Source organism: Clostridium sartagoforme (assembly GCF_004794105.1).
GTDB classification, from domain to species: Bacteria; Bacillota; Clostridia; order Clostridiales; family Clostridiaceae; genus Clostridium; species Clostridium sartagoforme_B.
Genome location: NZ_SRYR01000016.1, coordinates 19,628 through 40,605, shown reverse-complemented (window position 1 = coordinate 40,605; position 20,978 = coordinate 19,628). Strand labels below are relative to the sequence as shown.

Annotated in this window: 19 protein-coding genes; 3 read left to right on the top strand and 16 right to left on the bottom strand. The window is 28.4% G+C overall.

Features of this window, described 5'->3' with window-relative positions; translation table 11 throughout:
• The coding region (locus tag E5347_RS15910; RefSeq protein ID WP_136008213.1) for an exo-beta-N-acetylmuramidase NamZ domain-containing protein at nucleotides 1–283 on the bottom strand (283 nt) is incomplete at its 3' end.
• 426 nt (nucleotides 284–709) lie between these two features.
• On the opposite strand from E5347_RS15910, the gene E5347_RS15905 reads away from it, so the two are divergent.
• Nucleotides 710–1,057 carry a hypothetical protein gene (locus E5347_RS15905; protein ID WP_136008212.1) on the top strand — a complete coding sequence of 116 codons (348 nt, stop codon included), beginning with the start codon at nucleotides 710–712 and terminating at the stop codon, nucleotides 1,055–1,057.
• A 90-nt stretch (nucleotides 1,058–1,147) separates the two neighbouring features.
• Here E5347_RS15905 and E5347_RS15900 read toward each other — a convergent pair whose 3' ends face one another.
• The 6 genes from E5347_RS15900 to E5347_RS15875 all read right to left on the bottom strand — a co-directional run bounded on the left by E5347_RS15900 (nucleotide 1,148) and on the right by E5347_RS15875 (nucleotide 5,426).
• Nucleotides 1,148–1,447: a hypothetical protein gene (locus E5347_RS15900; protein WP_136008211.1), complete on the bottom strand. Its 300-nt coding sequence runs from the start codon at nucleotides 1,445–1,447 to the stop codon at nucleotides 1,148–1,150.
• A 93-nt stretch (nucleotides 1,448–1,540) separates the two neighbouring features.
• Entirely contained in the window at nucleotides 1,541–1,915 is a 375-nt protein-coding gene (locus E5347_RS15895; RefSeq protein WP_136008210.1) for a GNAT family N-acetyltransferase, read from the bottom strand.
• A 42-nt stretch (nucleotides 1,916–1,957) separates the two neighbouring features.
• Nucleotides 1,958–2,458 carry a GNAT family N-acetyltransferase gene (locus E5347_RS15890; RefSeq protein ID WP_168354985.1) on the bottom strand — a complete coding sequence of 167 codons (501 nt, stop codon included), beginning with the start codon at nucleotides 2,456–2,458 and terminating at the stop codon, nucleotides 1,958–1,960.
• Nucleotides 2,459–2,515: 57 nt separating this feature from the next.
• The gene (locus E5347_RS15885; protein WP_136008208.1) at nucleotides 2,516–2,830 is read right to left on the bottom strand and encodes a hypothetical protein; all 315 of its coding nucleotides are present in this window, start codon (nucleotides 2,828–2,830) and stop codon (nucleotides 2,516–2,518) included.
• A 346-nt stretch (nucleotides 2,831–3,176) separates the two neighbouring features.
• A complete protein-coding gene (locus E5347_RS15880) occupies nucleotides 3,177–3,365 on the bottom strand; it encodes a DUF3139 domain-containing protein (RefSeq protein ID WP_136008207.1) in 189 nt (62 codons plus the stop codon).
• Nucleotides 3,366–3,497: 132 nt separating this feature from the next.
• The gene (locus E5347_RS15875) at nucleotides 3,498–5,426 is read right to left on the bottom strand and encodes an SEL1-like repeat protein (RefSeq protein WP_243109806.1); all 1,929 of its coding nucleotides are present in this window, start codon (nucleotides 5,424–5,426) and stop codon (nucleotides 3,498–3,500) included.
• 293 nt (nucleotides 5,427–5,719) lie between these two features.
• Between E5347_RS15875 and E5347_RS15870 the strand changes: the two genes are divergently transcribed.
• Nucleotides 5,720–6,040 (top strand): hypothetical protein, encoded by a 321-nt coding sequence (locus E5347_RS15870; protein ID WP_136008205.1) that lies wholly within the window; start codon nucleotides 5,720–5,722, stop codon nucleotides 6,038–6,040.
• 221 nt (nucleotides 6,041–6,261) lie between these two features.
• Here E5347_RS15870 and E5347_RS15865 read toward each other — a convergent pair whose 3' ends face one another.
• The 3 genes from E5347_RS15865 to E5347_RS15855 form a co-directional block, all read right to left on the bottom strand.
• Entirely contained in the window at nucleotides 6,262–6,984 is a 723-nt protein-coding gene (locus tag E5347_RS15865; protein ID WP_136008204.1) for an amino acid ABC transporter ATP-binding protein, read from the bottom strand.
• Nucleotides 6,971–7,618: an amino acid ABC transporter permease gene (locus tag E5347_RS15860; RefSeq protein ID WP_136008214.1), complete on the bottom strand. Its 648-nt coding sequence runs from the start codon at nucleotides 7,616–7,618 to the stop codon at nucleotides 6,971–6,973. Before E5347_RS15860 ends, E5347_RS15865 begins: the two co-directional genes overlap by 14 nt.
• 148 nt (nucleotides 7,619–7,766) lie before the next feature.
• On the bottom strand, nucleotides 7,767–8,588 hold the full coding sequence (locus tag E5347_RS15855) for a transporter substrate-binding domain-containing protein (RefSeq protein WP_136008203.1): 822 nt from the start codon (nucleotides 8,586–8,588) through the stop codon (nucleotides 7,767–7,769).
• Between the two features lie 405 nt (nucleotides 8,589–8,993).
• Between E5347_RS15855 and E5347_RS15850 the strand changes: the two genes are divergently transcribed.
• The gene (locus E5347_RS15850; RefSeq protein WP_243109805.1) at nucleotides 8,994–10,085 is read left to right on the top strand and encodes an ATPase; all 1,092 of its coding nucleotides are present in this window, start codon (nucleotides 8,994–8,996) and stop codon (nucleotides 10,083–10,085) included.
• Nucleotides 10,086–10,242: 157 nt separating this feature from the next.
• On the opposite strand, the gene E5347_RS15845 is transcribed toward E5347_RS15850, so the two are convergent.
• From E5347_RS15845 to E5347_RS15820, 6 genes are all read right to left on the bottom strand, one after another.
• A complete protein-coding gene (locus tag E5347_RS15845) occupies nucleotides 10,243–10,530 on the bottom strand; it encodes a hypothetical protein (protein ID WP_136008201.1) in 288 nt (95 codons plus the stop codon).
• A 5-nt stretch (nucleotides 10,531–10,535) separates the two neighbouring features.
• Nucleotides 10,536–12,527: an NAD-dependent DNA ligase LigA gene (gene ligA / locus E5347_RS15840; RefSeq protein ID WP_136008200.1), complete on the bottom strand. Its 1,992-nt coding sequence runs from the start codon at nucleotides 12,525–12,527 to the stop codon at nucleotides 10,536–10,538.
• 311 nt (nucleotides 12,528–12,838) lie between these two features.
• Entirely contained in the window at nucleotides 12,839–16,087 is a 3,249-nt protein-coding gene (locus tag E5347_RS15835; protein ID WP_136008199.1) for a UvrD-helicase domain-containing protein, read from the bottom strand.
• Between the two features lie 757 nt (nucleotides 16,088–16,844).
• Entirely contained in the window at nucleotides 16,845–17,561 is a 717-nt protein-coding gene (locus tag E5347_RS15830; protein WP_136008198.1) for a pseudouridine synthase, read from the bottom strand.
• Nucleotides 17,562–17,828: 267 nt separating this feature from the next.
• Nucleotides 17,829–18,602, bottom strand: a complete 774-nt coding sequence (locus tag E5347_RS15825; RefSeq protein WP_136008197.1) for a lytic transglycosylase domain-containing protein — start codon at nucleotides 18,600–18,602, stop codon at nucleotides 17,829–17,831.
• A gap of 187 nt (nucleotides 18,603–18,789) precedes the next feature.
• Entirely contained in the window at nucleotides 18,790–20,868 is a 2,079-nt protein-coding gene (locus tag E5347_RS15820) for a triple tyrosine motif-containing protein (protein WP_136008196.1), read from the bottom strand.
• Nucleotides 20,869–20,978 lie beyond the last annotated feature (110 nt).

The window sequence follows — 20,978 nt, the reverse complement described above, 5'->3', positions numbered from 1 at the left end:
TAATTCCATGTTCTGCTGCAAATAAAGTTGTTAGATTAGTTTTTTCATATAATACGTCTATAGAGCTTTTAAAATTACTATCCACACCAGATGGATTAGTTATTAATCCTACTTTTTTTCCTTCAAATATAGTTAAATTTTTATCTAAATTGTCTATACCTAATTTTACTTGTGCATTGCTGCTTGCACTTACAGTTTTTATATCTTTAGCCTGAAAAAATATTGAAGAAATCAAAAATCCACATGTAATTATCCCTATCTTTCTTTTCAATCTTAAATTCATAGTTTACCCCCTATAATAATAATTTTTTCATTAATAAGAATAATATTTTTTCATTTAAAAGTTAAAACTTAGTATATACAAACTTATCTTATACTTTTAATGACTTAGTTTACATTTTAACAACGACAATTTATACATATTGGTAACTTTTATTTTTCCTCCCTTCACATATAAATATTTAAGTTTAGTACACACTAATATTATTCATAGAATTGTGGTTACGTTTACAAAAATATTGTATCATATTGGAAATTCCATTTCAATCTATTACTTAATTTATGTTATTTTGTTTCATATCTTGACCAGTTTTTCTTATATTAATAATTTATTAGTGTCATATAAATTATTGATCCTTTTAATAATAAAAAAACTATATAGATTTATAATTAATTAAATAAAGGAAATAATATTTGTGAGGTGAAACAAATGAAAAAAAGATTTTCTATTTTATTATCTGCAATAGCTTTATTTCTTATGATTTTTACAACTAATACATATGCTTATACAAATGCAACTATCCCTCCAACTGATTCAGTATATAAAGAAGGTATTTACAGGCTTGATCCTAATGATACAGGTTCTTATAATTTACAATTTAAATTTTTAAATCCTGAGAAGAACTCTGCAATTATTATTTTAGATCAGAACGCTGACATAGTTTATAAAAATATAAACTGTAACAGAAAATGTAATGGTGGCACTATTACAAATAAAAATACTATAATCTTAATATCAGATGGAGAAATTGCTTTATATTTTAGCAAAACTCCTTAAGTAAAAAAAGGAGCTGTTTGTACGACAGCCCCTTTTTTAAATTCAAATATATAATAATCTATATTATAACACGATTTAAATTAAAAATTATTAATGTTCTATTTTTAAAGAGATCGACTTTTTAATACTATACTTAATTGTATATATAATAAAATCAATTATAGCAGCTGTAAAAATAAAAGTAATTAAGTGTGCAATATACATGAAAATATTAGGTCCATCATTCCATGCAATACTCCTAAATGGTTCAGTATAAACAGCAAAATTCAATATAGGGTTTAATCCAATTAACAATATATTTTTAACATCATTCCCTGTTATATTGATTGTAATTACCACTATGCTTGCAATAAAAAACCAGAATGTAACACTTTTAAATATTTTCATCATAGTTTTCACTCCTTTTGTTCTTTAAATCCCATTCATATATGCATTTTTGCCTTTCACCAGCTACATACATTTGATTGTATATAGGTAAATCTACTATTCTCTTAGCTTAAGACCTGACTTTTCACAAGTTCTTCTTGATGGAAAATTATCTGGATTACAAGTAATAATAAGCTTTTCCATTCCATGTACTATTGCTACTTCCCTTATGATTTTACAAGCCTTTGATGCATAACTATTACCTCTATATTCTTCATTAATGGTATATCCAATATTTCCACCATAATATGTATTTTCATTATGTCCTATCCTTATATCAATAGCTCCAATAGTATCTTCCATATTATGAAGGGTAATCCTATACTTATATGAAGGGACACGCCCTTTTTCTTCATTAGCTGGAACCTTTTTTTCAATCTTTAAATCAATATCATCATCAGTTAATAAGTCAAAATCCTTAAAATAAAACATAATCTTCCCCCGACTTGTTGTATCCTATATTACAATTAATTTTTATATTTTAATTCCTATTATCTCTTCAGTAATCATACTCCCTTTATATTCATCTTCTCTTTCTCCTACAACTTTTCCACCCAACCTCTTATAAAACTCTACCGATGGATTCCCCTTTAAACAATTTATTATAACAGATGAATATCCCTCTTCTTTTAACTCCTTAGCTGCAGATAAAAATAATTTTTTACCTAATCCTAATCCTTGAAAACCCTTTAATACATATATTGCATATATTTCTCCATAATCTAAAAAGGAGTCATCTCTAGATTTACCATAAGTACAAAAACCTACAATTGTATCATTGACAGCTGCAATAATATAATTATTAGTATCTTCTATCTCTCTTTCAATTCTCGCCGTCATATCTATTAAGGATTCAATTCTTCCATCAATAATTTCACTTGGAATTAAATCTGAATATGTTGTTTTCCATGTGTAGACATTAACTATAGCTATCCCTAATCCATCTGTCTTATTAGCTTTTCTAATTTTAACCATATACCCCTCCATAACTCTTTCGCTTACTTTCAGCTAAAAAGCTATTTCACCTTATATCTAATACCCAGCAAATATAAATCCAAAAGCAATTAATACTATCATTACAATAGAAATTCCCATTCCTATCTTAGCTCCAAAATTGTCCTTGTACTTATATCCTAAAATTACTGATGGTATAAAAAATATAAGAGAATAATAGATAGTGTAGTGAGTCCCTGAATTCCCTTTAGACCAAGGTCTTAATCCTATATTATTTAATATAATATCTCCATAGTTAATATCTCCAAAGGTAAAAGCAAACAAAATCCCTATACCTGCTAATAATAAAGTAACAAATCCAAAGGCTAATTTTTTATTAGTCTCTTTCTCCATAAATCCTCCAACTAAATTTTATAACAAATTATTTTAATACTAATCTATTGAGCAATATCTAAATGCTTTAATGTACTTTTATCTTTAATATCTCCAGAAAAACCTGACAGAGTAATCTCACCTCTTTCAATGGTGTAAGAATAGTCCACGCCTGGTTCATCCTTATAAACTATACTTATATTCCATCCACCCTCTAACTTTATCCGATCGCTACCATTTCTAATACTCCCATCTTATTAAAGTGGGAGTTAAGCACTGCTACGCGCCTGGATTAGTTCTTCTAAGCTTCAGATGGAGTAAGGTATTAAGGTATTCCTTTTAAGAAAACTCCATCTGAAGCTAAGAATCACTTTATTGCACCAAACAAAGAATGACTTACATCTAATTTAGTAATATCCTCTCTAGAGTATCCCTTTTCCTCAATATAACTTACCATCTGTTTCTCTAATTTTTTAGTCTTAAGTGATACATAGGCAAAACTAAAAATAACTAATACTACGATTATACTTAGTATTATTAAAACCTTCTTTTTCATTTTATAATCCCCTACTATAAACTCACCCTTTATAATTAAATTATATCCATCAATACCATAAATTTACATATAACTTCTAATATATAATAAATTCTTAATAATCTTTTTTATAAAGGAAAATTAGAGAAGTATTTACTCAAAAAGCTTCCTAGCCCATTTATCAGCTAAACTCATATCCTTGTTTACAAAAATCCCTTCTGTGTACCATTCCACTAACTTTTCCATAGCTCCTTTATGTCCTTTTTTTGCTCCTTGAACTAAATTAATAAAAGCTGTTTCATCATTTACTTCAACCCCTATTCCATAGTGGAATAACAAGGCATAATAATAATATCCTGAAATAAGATTTCCATCTAAAATTTTATTTACATAAGATAAAATATCTAATTCCTTATAATACTCATTATTTAAAAAGCTCTTTATCCCTTCATTAGCCAAGGCTTCAGCTGCATAAACTGATCCCCTTTTATATGCTTTCCTTAAATATTCTAGTCCTTCTTCCTTCTCCTCATCCTTATCTTCTTCTCTACCTTCTTCCAAATAGACCTTTCCTATTAAGTACAAGCTATGTGGATCTTCACTATCAGCTGCTATACCTAAGTATTCAAACCCCTTATCTTTATCTTCTTGTACCCCTTCCCCATAATAATACATAATTCCAAGCCTTTGTACTGATTTTAAATCACCATTTGCACAACCCTTATAGTAATTCATTAAAGCCATTTTTATATCATTACTTTCTTCATATAGGTTACCTAATTTATAATATAATCCAATATTACCTTCAGCTATGCTTTCATTATAGTATTCAAAAGCCTTCTTCTTATCTTCTTTTACATAAAGTCCAAAGTAATACATATCTCCAAGACCTTCTAAAGAGTTTTTATCTTTTTTAGAAGCTCCTTTAGAAAAGTAATGAAAAGCCTTATTATAATCTAATTCTATTTCTTTCCCCTCTAAATAAGACTGTCCTAATATATAAAAAGAATCTTCAAAATCATTATCAGCTGACTCTTCTAGCCAATAGTAAGCTTTAAAATTACTCTTTTCACACCCTTCACCATTCTTATAAAGATATGATAATGCATATTGAGCAGGAGCAAATCCACTTTGAGCTGCTTCACTATACCACTTAAAAGAATATTGACTATTTTTCTCTACTTCTTTACCTTCATAATAAATAAATCCTAGGGAATACTGAGAAAATATATTTCCTTTAAGTGCAGCTTTTTTATACCAATACAATGCCTTTTCAATATTTTTTTCTCCACCATATCCTTTTTCATAGAATAATCCTAAATAACTTTCAGCATGCTCATTACCTTCTTTAGCTGCTTTTTCAAAATACTCCTTAGCCTTATAATAATCTTTATCCAAATTTTTACCTAAATAATACAATTCACCTGTTAATAAGTATTCTTCAGATGTTATGTCTTCATCGTCAAATTCATTTTCTAAAGAATTATCCTCTATATCATCAAAGCCTAAAAAGTTAAGACCTCCTTTTGATTCTCTACTTTCAACATCCTCTTCATCAATATCTTCTTCAACTTCTTCTTCATCTTCATCTTCGTAAGCAGTGTTATATTTAAAATCACTTTCAATATTATTTAGGTGCTTATTAAAAACAATCTTTTCATCTTCATTTAAGTTATTAACAAATAAAGAATAATCCTCTTCTCCAGAGCTTACCACAAGCCAAACACAAGCATTATAAACTATATCTTCATTAATTAATTTTTCTCTATAATCCTCCGTATCCTTAACCTTAGTAGTAAGTATTTTCTTATAATAATATAAATCTTCAATATAACTAGATATATACCTCATTAAATCATATGGAATTATATTTCTCTTATATAAAATCTCCAGGTTTTTGCTAAAGGAATTTTCACTATTATAGAAAATTTTATTATTTAAGTGAGCTTTAATAATTATCTCTTTTATAAACTTAATTAAATTTGAATTAACTAGCCTTATTTCTTCCTCTTCAAACACTTTATTTACAATATAATAAACATCCTTAAACTCTAGTAATAAAAAATCATAACTGTACTTCATAACTATTGCCCCCTTAAATTTCTTATTACTATTTTATTTTCATTTAAAGTTTCTAGAACAAAAAGAGCCTTACCAGAATTAATAAATGTGTAATTAACAATGCAAAACTTAATTGTGCATTGAAATATTCCATATAAATTACTATGGTAAAGTATTTTAAAAACAGAACATCAACTTATATGTAATATTATTATTTTTATGTAATTTTAACCCATAATTAGTGTATACTAAAAACATAGAGTAATGAATAATTATATAAAATTCTTTTTAATATAAAAGGGGGAAAAAGTTTTATGGATTTATTATTTATTATGGGTTGCATTATTGTAACAATATTCATTGTTTACAATATCGTATGTTATAAAAATAAAAAAACTGTATATATGCTAAATGATAAATATATTGTTTTAAATGATAATTACTATACTACACAATTGATTTTTGGTTTAGTGAATTCAGTTTTATTACTTGTTTTTTACTTAGCGTGGAATGTAACTGATAGAAATCCTCCAATATTTCTTTTTACAACAATAATAATTTTTTGGGGATTAAACTATATGTTAGAATTTTACGCAAGAAAAAAAGGCTATATAGGTACTAAAGATGGTTTTTAATATATTTCTCATTAAAAGTGGGCAGATAGTTTGTCCACTTCTCTTATAATCTAATATCAACATTATCTTAAAACGTACCCAAATAAAAAATTCAGTCTTGCACTTAGTTCTATCCACAATTCCCATTTTTAATTCTTAATTTTTCATTTCACTATAATAAAAAAACTCAGCCTAAGCCGAGTTTTATCCATCATTCTTTCATTATTTAATTTTTCATTCCACTATAGTACTTTAGACAAAAAGTCCTGTGTTCTTGGATTTTTAGGATTATCGAATATTTCTTCAGGTGTTCCTTGCTCTACTATATTTCCGCCATCCATAAATAATATTCTATCTCCAACTTCTCTTGCAAAGCCCATTTCATGAGTAACTACAACCATAGTCATTCCTTCTTTTGCAAGATCCTTCATAACACTTAAAACTTCTCCAACCATTTCTGGATCTAATGCTGAAGTAGGTTCATCAAATAACATAACATCTGGTTCCATAGCTAAAGCTCTTGCAATTGCAATTCTTTGCTTTTGTCCACCTGATAAAGATGCTGGATAAGCATCTGCTTTTTCTAGTAATCCTACTTTTTTTAATAAATCCTTTGCTTTTTTTTCTGCTTCTGCCTTAGATTTATTTTTAACATTTATAGGTGCAATAGTTAGGTTACTTAAAACTGTCTTGTGTGGGAATAAATTGAATTGCTGAAATACCATTCCCATCTTTTCTCTTATTTCATTAATATTTGTGTTTTTATCTGTTATATTTTTATCTTCAAAAATTATTTCTCCATCTGTTGGTACTTCTAATAAATTTAAACATCTTAAAAAAGTACTCTTTCCTGAGCCTGAAGGACCAATAACAACAACTACTTCACCTTTTTTAATACTTTCATTTATGCCTTTTAATACTTCATTTTCTCCAAAACATTTATGTAAATTCTTAACGTTTATCACTAGCCTTCATTCTCCTTTCGATGTAATTCATAAGTCTTCCAAGTGTAAATGTAATTACAAAATAGAATACTGCTGCTACTATTAAGGGCTCAAAAGCTCTAAAAGTTCTTCCAGTAACTACTTTTGCACTATACATTAATTCACCTACCCCAATAACAGATGCCATTGAAGATTCTTTAATTACTGTAACAAACTCATTACCTATTGCAGGTAATATATTGCTTATAGCTTGAGGCATTACTATTAGCTTCATAGCCATAAATTGACTCATACCTAAACTTCTTGCTGCTTCATATTGTCCCTTATCGACAGCGTCTATACCTGCTCTTATTATTTCTGAAACATAAGCTGCTGAATTTAAAGAAACTGCAATAATACCAGCTGTAAGTGGTTTCATATTTATCCCTAATAATTCATCAAATGCATAATAAACTATCATAATTTGAAGAAGCATAGGAGTTCCTCTCATTATTTCAATATATATAGATGCAATTACTTTTAATGGATTTACTTTTAAAATAGTAAATTTAGATCTTTTCATAAATGTTAGTAAAGATCCTAATAAAACACCTAATAAAACACTTATAAAAGATATTAATAGTGTCCATTTAACACCATCATAAAAATAATTCATATAACCAGATAAAAAACTAAAATCTAAAGTCAAACCTTACACCCCTTGTCTATTATATAAAAATCAGCAAATCAATTTTATATGAAAATTAAGGACTAACTCAGAAACTCTGAGTTAGTTCAAAACTATCTATACTTCAACTTATATCTTAATTTTCAACTTGCTTTTCAGCTAATGCAGTTGCATCTACTATAAATTGATCTAATAATTTTTCATCTTTTATTCTTTTAATTGTAGTATTAATTGAATCTAATAATGCTTGTTGCTCTTTTTGTAATGCGACAGCAGAACCACCTTCAGCGTCTGTTGCTTTTTCTTCTCCAACTACTAATTCTGGATTGTTCTTAACTATCATTTCAGCAACTGGTAATTCAACTACTAAAGCTTCTATCTTTCCAGTTTTTAAACTTAAAACTAAATCATTAACATTTGATAATAATTGAAGATCAACTTCTGGTATTTTTTCTTCAGCTATATCAGCTTGAATAGCTCCCATTTGCGCTCCAACTTTTTGCCCTTTTAAGTCTTCAAAAGTTTTATACTTGTCCTTATTTTCTGCTTTAACTAAAAATCCGTGTTCTGCAACATAATAAATGTCTGAGAAATCAACTGATTTCCTTCTTTCATCATCAGGAGACATACCTGAAATTGCTAAATCTATTTTACCTGATGAAACACCAGCTACTAAATTCTCAAAATTCATATCTTGTATTTCTAATTCAACTCCCATATCCTTAGCTATTTCATTAGCTATATCGATATCGAATCCAACTATTTCATCTTTTCCTTCTTCATTCATAATATGGAATTCATATGGTGCATAATCTGCACTTAATCCAACTACTAATTTTCCATTTTCTTTTATTTGTGATAGCTTGTCTACATCTTTCTTACCACAGCTAATTAATCCTAAACTCATTACTCCAATTGTAGCTATAGCAAATATCTTTTTTAACATTCCTTTTTTCATATTAAAAATCCCCCTTATTTCTACTGTCCTTTACGATAGCATAATTATACACCATAAACTAATTTTTATGCAATACTTTTTTATAAAATATTTGAAAAAAGTTTATAATTATAATTTTTTTATTAAAATATAATACTTTTATGCATAAATCCAAATGTAAATCTATATAAACCCTCGATACTCAAAGCTCTTATTTTCCTTATATATGTGTACTTTTCATTGAATCTTCTTATTACATTGTCGAAATTTTATACATCACTATTCTATTAATATTTTATTCAACTTTATGCATTATTATAAAAAAGAAATAATTAATACTTTTATCCTTCCCTATAATTTTAAGTTCCAAAATTTCTCAACATACATATATTGCTATTAGAAATTTATTTAAAGCAATATTTAGGAGTGATATTTTTGACACAAAAAAAAGAAAGACATCTATTCCTAGGTGGAAATACTTATAGGGGCTTTCATTCCTTTTACAGTTACATTATTAATAAAGAGACTGCTAATAAAGTTTTATGTTTAAAAGGAGGTCCTGGTACAGGCAAGTCTCATTTAATGAAAAAGGTTGGAGCTCACTTTTTAGATAAAGGTTACTCTGTAGAATATCATCATTGTTCTTCTGACAGTAATTCTTTAGATGGAGTAGTAGTTCCTGATCTTAAAATAGCACTATTAGATGGCACATCACCTCATATGATTGATCCTATTTATCCTGGTGCTGTAGATGAAATTATAAATTTAGGGATTGCCTTAAATAATGATGCTCTTTCTTTAAATAAAAAATATTTAATTAATATCTACAAAGAAATAAGTACTAACTTCCAGAGGGCTTATAAATTCCTTGCAGCCGCAAAGCCTATTCATGAAGATTGGAGTAAGCTAAATTCTAAAGCTTTAGATTACAGTAAATTTATTACTATATGTGAAAGTCTTAAAGAAGAAGTTTTTATTAAGCAAAAATCTGGGTTTGGTGATGAAAGACACTTGTTTGCATCGGCCTTTACACCTGATGGTATTATCACCTTTGCAGAAGACTTAGTTTCTGAATATACTAATACTTTTATCTTAAGAGGAGGTCCTGGCTTTAGCAAAAGTAAAATCCTAAATGAATTAGGAAGTCTTGCTCAAAAGAAGGGCTACTTCGTTGAATATCTACATGACCCTTTTAATCCAGATAGAATAGAGCATATTTTAATACCTGAAATATCTACTTCAATTGTTACAGAAAATGAAATTAGCAAGAGTTCATTTAAAGGAAAGACTTATAATATAGAAGACTTTTGCAATTCATCTGTACTATTAAGTAATAAATCTGAAATTGAATATGATAAGAATCATTTTGAGGAGTTAATTAATAAGGCACTCTTCTTAATATCAGAAGCCCACAGAATACACGATGACTTAGAAAGTCATTATATAAAGACATTAGATTTCACTATATTAGATAGTGTTTATAATGACGTAATTCAAAAACTAGAAAAATATATATAAAAAATAAACTCAGCTGATGTAAGAACAAATCCAAGTTCTTACATCAGCTTTATTTATTTATTTATTTATTTATTTATTTATTTATTTATTTATTTATTTATTTAATTTTAAAAACTCCTTAGAAGTTTTATTCTTACTTATACATTATTAATTGATCTTACATTACCATATTTACAGCAAAGAACATTGATACTAGTGCTATAAGAAAGCAAATTGATGAATATATATATCTTTCTTTTCCTACTCTATATAAGGAAAATCTTATTGCCCATAAAGCCATAGTAATACTTACTCCTATTTGCAGTGGCTGATAGGAATTAAAACTTGGCATACTATTTATGAAATGATATGTTGTTAAAAAGGTTAGAACTACTACTGCACTAGTTGCTATTGCAGATAAAGTGCATATTAATGTTAGCCAATCCTTTAATCCAAATTTTTTCATTTCCATTACTCCTTTATTAGGCCTTCAAACTCCTCTTCATTTAATACCTTAACTCCAAGTTCAACAGCCTTAGTTAATTTTGATCCTGCTTCTGCTCCTGCAATAACATAATCTGTTTTCTTACTTACGCTTCCAGATACTTTTGCACCTAATCCTTCTAGTTTTTCTTTTATTTCTCCTCTAGAATACTTTTCTAAAGTACCTGTCACTACTACAGTTTTTCCTTCAAAGACACTAGCTATTACTTCTTTTTCTTCATATCTTGGATTTACACCAAGACTTAGTAATTCTTCTATAGTAGAAATAGATTTTTCCTCACTAAAGAATCCAAGTACACATTGTGCAACTATATCACCAACATCTTGAACAGAAACTAATTCTTCAAACTTAGCATTCTTTAATCCATCTAAAGACTTAAATTTATTAACTAAATCTTTTGCAGTCTTAACACCAACATTAGGTATTCCTAAAGCATATATAAACCTATATAATTCACATTCTTTACTTCTTTCAACTGCATCTAAAAGATTTTGTGCTTTCTTAGGTCCAAACTTATCTAAAGTTAATAACTCTTCCTTATTTAACTTATATAAGTTTGCAATAGACTTCATATCTAACTTTTCAAATAATTGCTCTGCTGTTTTTTCAGAGAATCCTTCAATGTTCATAGCATCTCTTGAAGCAAAGTGAACTATAGTCTTAACCATTTGTGGCTTACATGATAAAGTATTTTCACAGAAATAATGAACACCATTTTGTATTAAATGAGCTCCACATGCTGGACATAATTCTGGTACTAATATTTCTTCAGTACCTTCTAAAGACTCATTTACTACTCCCATAATTTCAGGGATAACATCATTAGATCTTCTAATAAATACTTCTGCTCCTAATCTAACACCTTTTCTTCTTATATCATCAATGTTATTCAAAGTAGCTCTTTTTACTGTTACTCCTGCAAGCTCTACAGGTTCTAAAATTGCAGTAGGTCCTACTCTACCACTTCTACCAACATTCCATTCAACATCTAGTAATTTAGTAGTAGCTTCTTGAGCTTCAAACTTATAAGCAATTGCCCATTTTGGGAATTTCACTGTATAACCCATAAGTTCTCTAGTTCTTATATCATCTATTGCAATTACTACTCCATCAATATCATAGTTTAAATCAAATCTTATATCATTTATATAAGCAATTTCTTTTTCTATTTCTTCTAAAGTAGTACAATACTTAACATAATCATCCATTGGCAAGCCCTTAGACTTTATAAAATCCAACATTTCTTCATAATTTCTAAAAGGTCTTCCTTCCTTATATCCTACATCATAGAAAAAGGCTGATAGGTTTCTTTTTGCCGTTTCTTTTAAATTTAAATTTCTTAACGCTCCAGCTGCACCATTTCTTAAATTCTTAAGTGGCACTTCTGAATTTTTATTATAATTTTCAAAAGCCTCTGTAGTCATTATGGCTTCACCGTGAACTTCAAAAACATCTTCATTATTTATCTTAAGAGGAATTGATTTTATAGTTTTAACTTGAGCTGAAACTTCTTCACCAACTTCTCCATTTCCTCTAGTAGCTGCTGCAACTAATACTCCATTTGTATCATAAGTTAAATTAATAGTTAATCCATCAAATTTCTTAGTTAAAACATATCTTGGACTTGGCAGATTTTCTCCTCTTAAATTCATTTCATTAATAAACTTTAAATTCCTATTATGCCAATCTCTTAACTCCTGAAAAGTTTGAGCCTTATCTAAACTCCAAAGTCTAGCCTTATGAGTATATTTCGTAAATCCTTCTAATACCCTATCTCCAACTCTTAATGTCGGTGAGTATGGAAGTACATAATTTATTTCCTCTTCAAGAGCCTTAAGCTCATAATATTTCTCATCATATTCTTTATCTGAAACTGAAGGGTTATCTAAAGAATAATATTCATAAGCATATCTATTAAGTTCTTCTACTAATTCTTCAATTCTTTTCTTTTTATCCACTTATAAACACCTCACTTAAAAGGTGCAAAGCACCTTTTTAATTAAAAATTAAGAATGAAAAATGAAAAAATGAAGGAATGAAAGAATGAAGGAGGTTTTGTTTCACAAAACCATCTTAACTAATATATATCTTTATAAAATCCTTAAAAACTTTTATATAAATATTTTTCATTCTTCATTTCTTTAGTAATTCTAAAGGAATTACTTCCTCAATTATCACTTACTCATTATTCCTTATTACAACACTCTTAATTTCTTCATTTTTTAATTATTTCATTGTGCGCCAGCACTCTTCATCGTGCACCGCACTCCTATGCTAATTCTAAATTCGCTACTGATAATAACAGTATTTTTATTCCTTGATTATCAAAGGCTATAGTGACCTTTTTATCACTTCCTGCATCTGTAATAGACACTACTGTACCTATTCCAAACTTACTGTGTTTTACTTTTCTTCCTATAGTAACTTCATCACTAGATACTGAGCTTTGAGTGCTTTGAATCTTAGGTTTTTGCATAGCATTAGAGCTATTTCTTAAACTATGAGGATTATTATAATTATTTCTTGCTTGGAACATACTGCTTCTATTTTCAGTTCTTGATGCTAAAGATTCTCCTGATACATATTCCTTAAGATCAGACTTAATTTCATTTATAAAATCTGATTGTGCATATGCAACAGTTCTTCCAAATTGTCTTCTAACTTCAGCTGAAGTCATAAATAATTGTTCCTTAGCTCTAGTTATTCCAACATAGCATAGTCTTCTTGACTCCTCCATTTCAGCCTCACTATCAAAAGATGCCATTCCTGGGAATATACCATTTTCCATTCCTACCATAAATACTACTGGGAACTCTAATCCTTTAGCACTATGAACAGTCATTAGTACTATAGTATCAGCATCATCTTCAAGCTTATCTGTATCTTGAACTAAGGATACTTTTTCTAAGTAAGCTGATAAAGTAGTATCTTCACTGCTTCTTTCAAAATCAACAGCATCTGAAACCAATTCTTTTAAGTTCTCGATTCTACTCTTATCTTCTATTTCCTTTGACTTTTCAAGCTCTGAAATATATCCAGTTTCCTTTAATATCATTTCTATTAAATTAGAAACAGGCAACACTTCACTCATTTCAATGAACTTTTCCATCATTTCCATAAAATTTTCTATTCCACCACAGTTTCTAGGTGTTAAAGTTGGAATATTTCTAACTGTACTTAATGCATCCCATAAAGTTAATTCATAGCTTTCTGCAAAATCAGATACCTTACCTACAGTAGCCTCTCCTATTCCTCTCTTAGGAACATTTATTATTCTCTTTAAGCTTATACTATCATTAGGATTGACTAATACCTTTAAATATGAAAGCATATCTTTTATTTCTTTTCTATCATAGAATCTTGTTCCACCTAAAATCTTATATGGAATATCATTTCTTCTTAAACTTTCTTCAAATATACGTGATTGAGCATTAGTTCTATAAAGAATTGCAAAGTCTTTATAATCTTTCTTTTCTGCATCCTTTATCTTTCTTATTTGTTTTGCAACAAAGTTTCCTTCATCTGCATCTGAATATGCTCTATAAACCTTAATCTTACTTCCAGCTTCTTGTTCTGTTCTTAAAGCCTTACTTTTTCTATTAGCATTATTAACTATTACAACGTTAGCTGCATCTAAGATATTTCCTTTAGAACGATAGTTTTGCTCAAGCTTTATAACCTTAGCATTAGGATAGTCCTTTTCAAAATCTAAGATATTTCTAATATCTGCACCTCTCCATTGATAAATACAGTTATGGACAACTACATTATTAGCTATATAGTTTCTTGCATGTTCTATATTTAAATCATAAACATATCCACTATATTCTTCTCTTTCTTTTTCAACTATTTTCCCTTCAACTATCTTGCCATCCTTAAAAATAGCAATAGTCATTCCTACTTTTAAGCTACCTACTGGCATTAATCTAAATTCATTTTCCTTAGTTAATTTAGCTTTTCTTATAATATCTAAATTCTTTTCTAATGATAATTTTGTAGAAAAATCTTCTGCTTTATCATATTGATTTTCCTTTTGGGCTATACTTTCTTCATTTAAAGAATTAACTACTATATTGTGAGAATAGACTCCTTCACTTGTTTTATCTTCTCCTCCGAAGAAAGTTACATTAATATTTTTTCTTTCTTCGTTGTCTTTCTTATTTTCTAATGTAATATAATGAGGATACTTTGAATATAGGTATCTTTCCTCCATTAATTTTTCAGCTGACTCAAAAGTATTAATACTATTATATAAGTTATTTACCCTATCTTCGCTTACTCCACCATTAACTATACTTGCATTAAATGAAAACTTAGGAACTCCATACTTAATTGAATAAAGCTCTTCATAATAAATTCCATCACTTAATGAAGCACAAGTTTTAAGGACCCATAATTTATCTGCTTTTTCCTTAAGCATTTCTTCTCTTAAAATATTAGTGTAGTCTTCTTCAAAGCTACTATCAATCGTAACTTTTCCTACCCTATATCCAACTCCTTCTTTATGCATTAAGTAAACAACAAAATTATTCTTATCACATGTTAATCTTGAAAATGCTATATGATTAGGAGTAGCTTTTATAATATCTCCATCTTCTGTTACAATCTTTATAACAGTTCCAGAATACTCTCTTTTTGAAATATTGTTTATTCTTAAAAGCTTAGTTTCACCCTTTCCAGATGCAACCTTAACTTCATCATTTTCTTTTAAATCTTCTATCTTTACTGTGCCTTTTTCAGTCTCGATTAATGTTCCTTCAACTAAACATTGATCATCATCACCAACAACACAAATATTCTTATGTTTATCAGCAAGTAATCTTATAAACTCATATTGAACCTTATTAGTATCTTGGTACTCGTCCACCATGATATATTGAAACTTTCTTTGATAAAACTCTAAGGTTTCCTTATCCTTCTTAAATAATTCTACTGTTTTAGAAATTAAGTCATCGAAGTCTAATGCATTGTTTTCCTTAAGTCTCTTTTGATATAGCACATAAGCCTCAGCAATTTTCTTTTCTCTAAAATTACTTTCATTTTCTCTCATAAAAGCTGCAGGGCTTTGCATATTATCCTTAGCCTTACCTATTTTACTTATTATTTCTTGCTCGCTAATATCTTTATCATTTATATTTAATGCCTTTATGCATTCTTTTACTAATGTCTTTTGATCTGAAGAATCATAAATAGTAAAACTCTTCTTATATCCAAGCTTCTCTATTTCTCTTCTAAGGATTCTAACACAAGTAGAGTGGAAGGTTGAAATCCACATATCTTCTGCTCTATCACCAATTAAGCCTTTAACTCTATCCTTCATTTCCTTAGCAGCTTTATTAGTAAATGTTATAGCTAATATCTTATAAGGAAGTATTCCTAAATCCTCTATCATATGAGCCATTCTATATGTCAGTACTCTTGTCTTACCTGAACCAGCCCCTGCTAATATTAAAACTTGCCCATCAACAGTAGTAGCTCCGTCATATTGTTCTTTATTAAGTAACTTTTTCAAATCCATTTGACTTGCGTACTCCTTTCATACTATAAAAGTTGTAATAAATATCCTCTATCTATTTAAATTATATTCTATCTATACTTTCAATTAATATAATTTACTTTCAAAACTTTTTCACTTTAAATAACATAATGCCTCAAAATGCAGATTATTTATTAAAACTTTGATTAATCTTTCCTAAATAACTTTACTATCTTAGCATTATGTATAATAACATATTATATCACATATGTCCTTTATATTCTTGCCTAAAAGCCCTTATTACATAATAAGAATAAACAAATTTTAAATGAATTTATTTATTCATTAATTGCTTTTACAGATTTTTTTCCGTCATTTATCCACTATTTATTCTTCCATACAATATTTGTCATAAATTAAATTGATTCTAATAAAACTCTATATTTTTTCCTGTAATATTACAATACCTACAATTTATATTATGGTATTTTTTTCAATAAAATATATATTTTAGCTATTAAAGCTATAAAAAAACCTTCAAAAAGTTTTCTTCTTACAAACTATAAAAATTTTTCCACAAAGTAAACTTTTACATTTGAACGACAAAAAAACGCAACCCTTGGGGCTAGGTTGCGCTTTAGCAATAAGCAATAAATAAAAAGGGGGCTATTTATTCCTTTTATTTATCCTTGCATAGATATTATAGTGCATATAGATGTAAAATGCAAGGAATTTTGAAAAGATAATTGTAAAATCTTATTGTTATGAATGATTTTATTTCATTTTTACATATTATTCGCTAAAAGCCTTTTAAAACTGCAAGTTCCTCATCAGTAAGTTCTCTATATTCGCCTTCTTCTAAGTCTTCATCTAACTTTAATGTACCAAATTCTATTCTTTTTAAATAAACTACTTCCTTACCAACAGCTTCAAACATTCTTTTTACTTGATGGAATTTACCTTCTTGAATAGTAACCTCTACTTCTGACCCCTCATCTGTAGCATTTAATATTTCAAGCTTAGCTTCCTTACAAAGATATCCATCATCTAATGTAATTCCCTTTTTAAATTTATTCACATCATCCTCAGTAACTTTCTTATCTATCTTAGCATAATAAACCTTATCAACCTTCCACTTTGGTGAAATTAATCTATGATTTAACTCACCATCATTAGTAAGGAAAAGTAGTCCTACTGTATCCTTATCAAGTCTTCCAACTGGGAAAGGATTAAAAACTTGATGCTCAACTTCTAATAAATCAACTACTGTTTCATCTCTATTATCAAATGTAGCAGAAACTACACCATCAGGCTTATTCATCATTAAATAAATAAATTTTCTATAAAAAATTTCCTCACCATTTACGATGATTCTGTCACTTTCAGGATCTACTTGCATTCCATTATCTTTAACTAATTCACCATTAACTTCTATAAGACCTTTTCTTACAGCTTGCTTAATCTCTTTTCTACTTCCATACCCTAAATTAGATAAAACCTTGTCTAGTCTTTCCATAAAGGCACCTTCTTTCTTAGTTTATTTTGAACTACTACGACTTATTTTATTACTTTATCTTCATTTTAGCAAATTGGGAATAAAATACTAAGCATTTTATTAATGAAAGAATGAAAAAATTAAAAAAGGAAAGAATGTCTAAAAAATCCTTACAGATTTTTTAAAGGAAATCTTTAAAACAAAAGATGTTTTGCATTGCAAAACATCTTCCTTCATTTTTTCATTCTTTCATTATCTTAATTTTTTCATTTTAAAATGCTACGCATTTTAAATCTTATTAAGTTGTTTCATAATCTTAGTTACGTAGTTTTGCGTTTCTTGCGGCATCTTGTATAAATCATCAATTGATTTTACGCCTCTTCTACTTACAGTTCCTGGTCCTGCATTGTATGCCATTAATCCTAGTTCTACATTTCCATCATATAAATCTAAATAAGATTTAATATGTTGAACTCCAGCATTTATATTTTGATCGATATCAAAAGGATTAGTAAGTCCATAGGCTTCTGAGTTAAAATCCATTAACTGCATAAGTCCTTTTGCTCCTGCTGATGACACTACATTAGGATCAAAATTAGATTCATGTTTTATTATTGCAAGTACTAGATTCTTATCTACCCCATATTGGGCACTATACTTATCTACTGTGGAAAGAATCTCATCCATACTTGCTGATGAAGTACCTTTAAGAGAATCATATAAACTAGATATTTCACTTCCATTATCTATAACTAGATTTTCATTGCCTATAGCTAGACTTTCACTATCTACTGTTTCACTTTCTGCTTTTACAGTTCTTATTCTTAGTGGAATATCTTCAAGTCTTTGACCTGCTGATGCTGTAACATAGCTAATAGTAGATTCATCAGAACTTTCTTCTAATGAGGAATTATTAGATAATGATAGGCTTCCATTTTCCTCAATTTGTTTTATTAGTGCTTCATATACTAATTCAAACTCCATACCATCACCCATGGCTTGCTTAAGCATGTCCTTACTTATTGTTAAAGTCAACATGTCCTCTACCTTAGAAATCTTCATCTTTACCCTCCATAAATATCATCACTCGTTTATACTCCATACTGCATTTGATATGTTCCAAACAGCCCAAATTAGTAATTAAGAATTAAAATTTAAAAATAAATAATTATTAATGTAATTCTTTAGAATTACTAAAAACACTTAATCTCCAAAACTCCTATAGGAGTTTTTTTCTTCATTCTACATTCTAAACTGTGCCTTGGCACACTTCTTCTTTTACTTCAAATTCTAAATATGCATAATCTTCATAGTTTACTTTTTTATAATAACTCTTGCTTAATACTAATATTTTATAATCTCCTGGAGCAAATGGGAAAAATGTATAGTAGTTTTTTCTACTATAAGCTTGTACTCTAACCCAATTTCCTTTTTCCATAATATAAAATTCGTAACATACTTCCTTGCCACCTTCACTACTAACTTCAAAAGTAGTTTCCTTGCCTTCAATAATAATATCTGAATTTAGGGTAATTCTAGTATTAGTTACTGGTGTAGCCTCATTTACATAAATAATAGCTTCCTTTTTAGTATCAAACTCATCTTTACACAAAACATTTTTAGCATAAATTTCAAAAGTATATTTTCCTGGGCACTTAGGCTTAACCTTCAATGTTTTGCTCTTTATATACCCTGTATCTTCAACTTCATGCCCATTTATTTTAGTAATATATCTTAATAATACATTCTTAGTGTTTTGAGCTATTGTTTCAATTTCTATAGTATCTCCTACTAAATAAAATTCATTTTGAGATAACAGTACATAATCTATCTCAGCCTCTTGGTAATCCTTAACCTTTACAAATAAATATTCATGAGCATCATAATCTCTAAGAGAATACTTATCTAAAATCCTAACTTCAACTTCATACTCTCCACTTTCTTCTGGAGTAAAGTTTACCCAGTTCATTGCTCCATATTTACTTCTTTCTTTTTCTTTTCCATCTTTATAAACGATAAAAGAATATTTTAGTTCAGTTCCGCCTTCAGCCTTAACCTTTAAATTAATAGGTTCACCTTTTATGCAGCCTCTAGTTTTACTAGCTGTAATATCTAATATATTAACAGGCTTCTCACCTTTCTTATCGACATTAAAAATTATTTCTTTAATATCTTCATATTCTCCAGTGTAAGACATATCTTTAACTAAGACTTTAATCTTATATTCACCTTCCGATTTAGTTTCCCAGTTAAATATTTTAGATCTAATATATCCTGTATCCTCAGCTACAGTTCCCTCAACTATATATCTATATAAAACTTCATTTCCACCTTGGACTTTAGTTTTAAAAGCTACAGTATTTCCACATAATTGTGGTGAACTAAGTTCTGAAGAAAAACTCCTTATTTTAATTTCCTCATAAGGCTTAACATAATAAATCATTGCAGCCCTATCATCATAAGGCTTGTTAGAGAAAATATCCCTTACATAGCATAGAAGCTTGTACTTTCCTTTTTCTTTTTCATAAAAAGATATATTACTCTTAGTTGAATAATCTTGAATACAAGTAGTTTTTCCATTCTTATCTACTCTTAAGAACTTATATAAAATAGTTCTTGAGCTTTCAAGATTTACACCAACTTTAAAGACAAGTTCCTCACCTATTAATAATTTATCTGTTAAACATTCAAAAGAAGTCACTTCAATCTTAGGCTTTTCATTAACCTTAAACTTTACAGTTGTAAAATCATCAACATTATTAGATGAAGAAGGTCTCTTACATTCAATTAAAATTTCCCCATCCATGGCCTTGTTAGTAGTATAGGTAAATTTATTTTCAGTAGTATAATCTCTTAATGGCTCCCAACCTTGACTTCCCCTAATCCAAAACCTATATAATATTATTTCTTCTTCTGACGTTAGTACGTCTAAATTTATTTTCTCTCCTAAAGTTAGAGAAGTTTTATCTATAATAACATCTTTAATTAACTTCATATTATTACTGTTAACTTCTTTGCCCTCCTCTTTATTAGAAACTTCTATATCATCTATAATTCTAAATTCACTTCTTATTGAAGTAACTTTCCCGCTAGAATCTTGTATATTGACCATTATCATATAAGATCCTATGCTTTCAGGCTTCCATTCACATTCCTTACTGATAGAAAAATCTTTTAATGTAACCCAGCTCCATCTTCTATCACAGGGATATCCTATAAAAAATTTATACTCATAACCATTCTCATAATTGCTTATAATTTTTATCTTAATTTCTTCCCCTAATAAAGCTGGACTTTCTTTATCAAAAATTAATTCAAATTCATTCATACCCTCACACCCTATTTCAAATATTCCCTAACAATATTATACAGTTAACATAAGAAAATATAAAACGAAATTTGTCATACATATAAAAAAATAAGAATAAACCGTCTTCT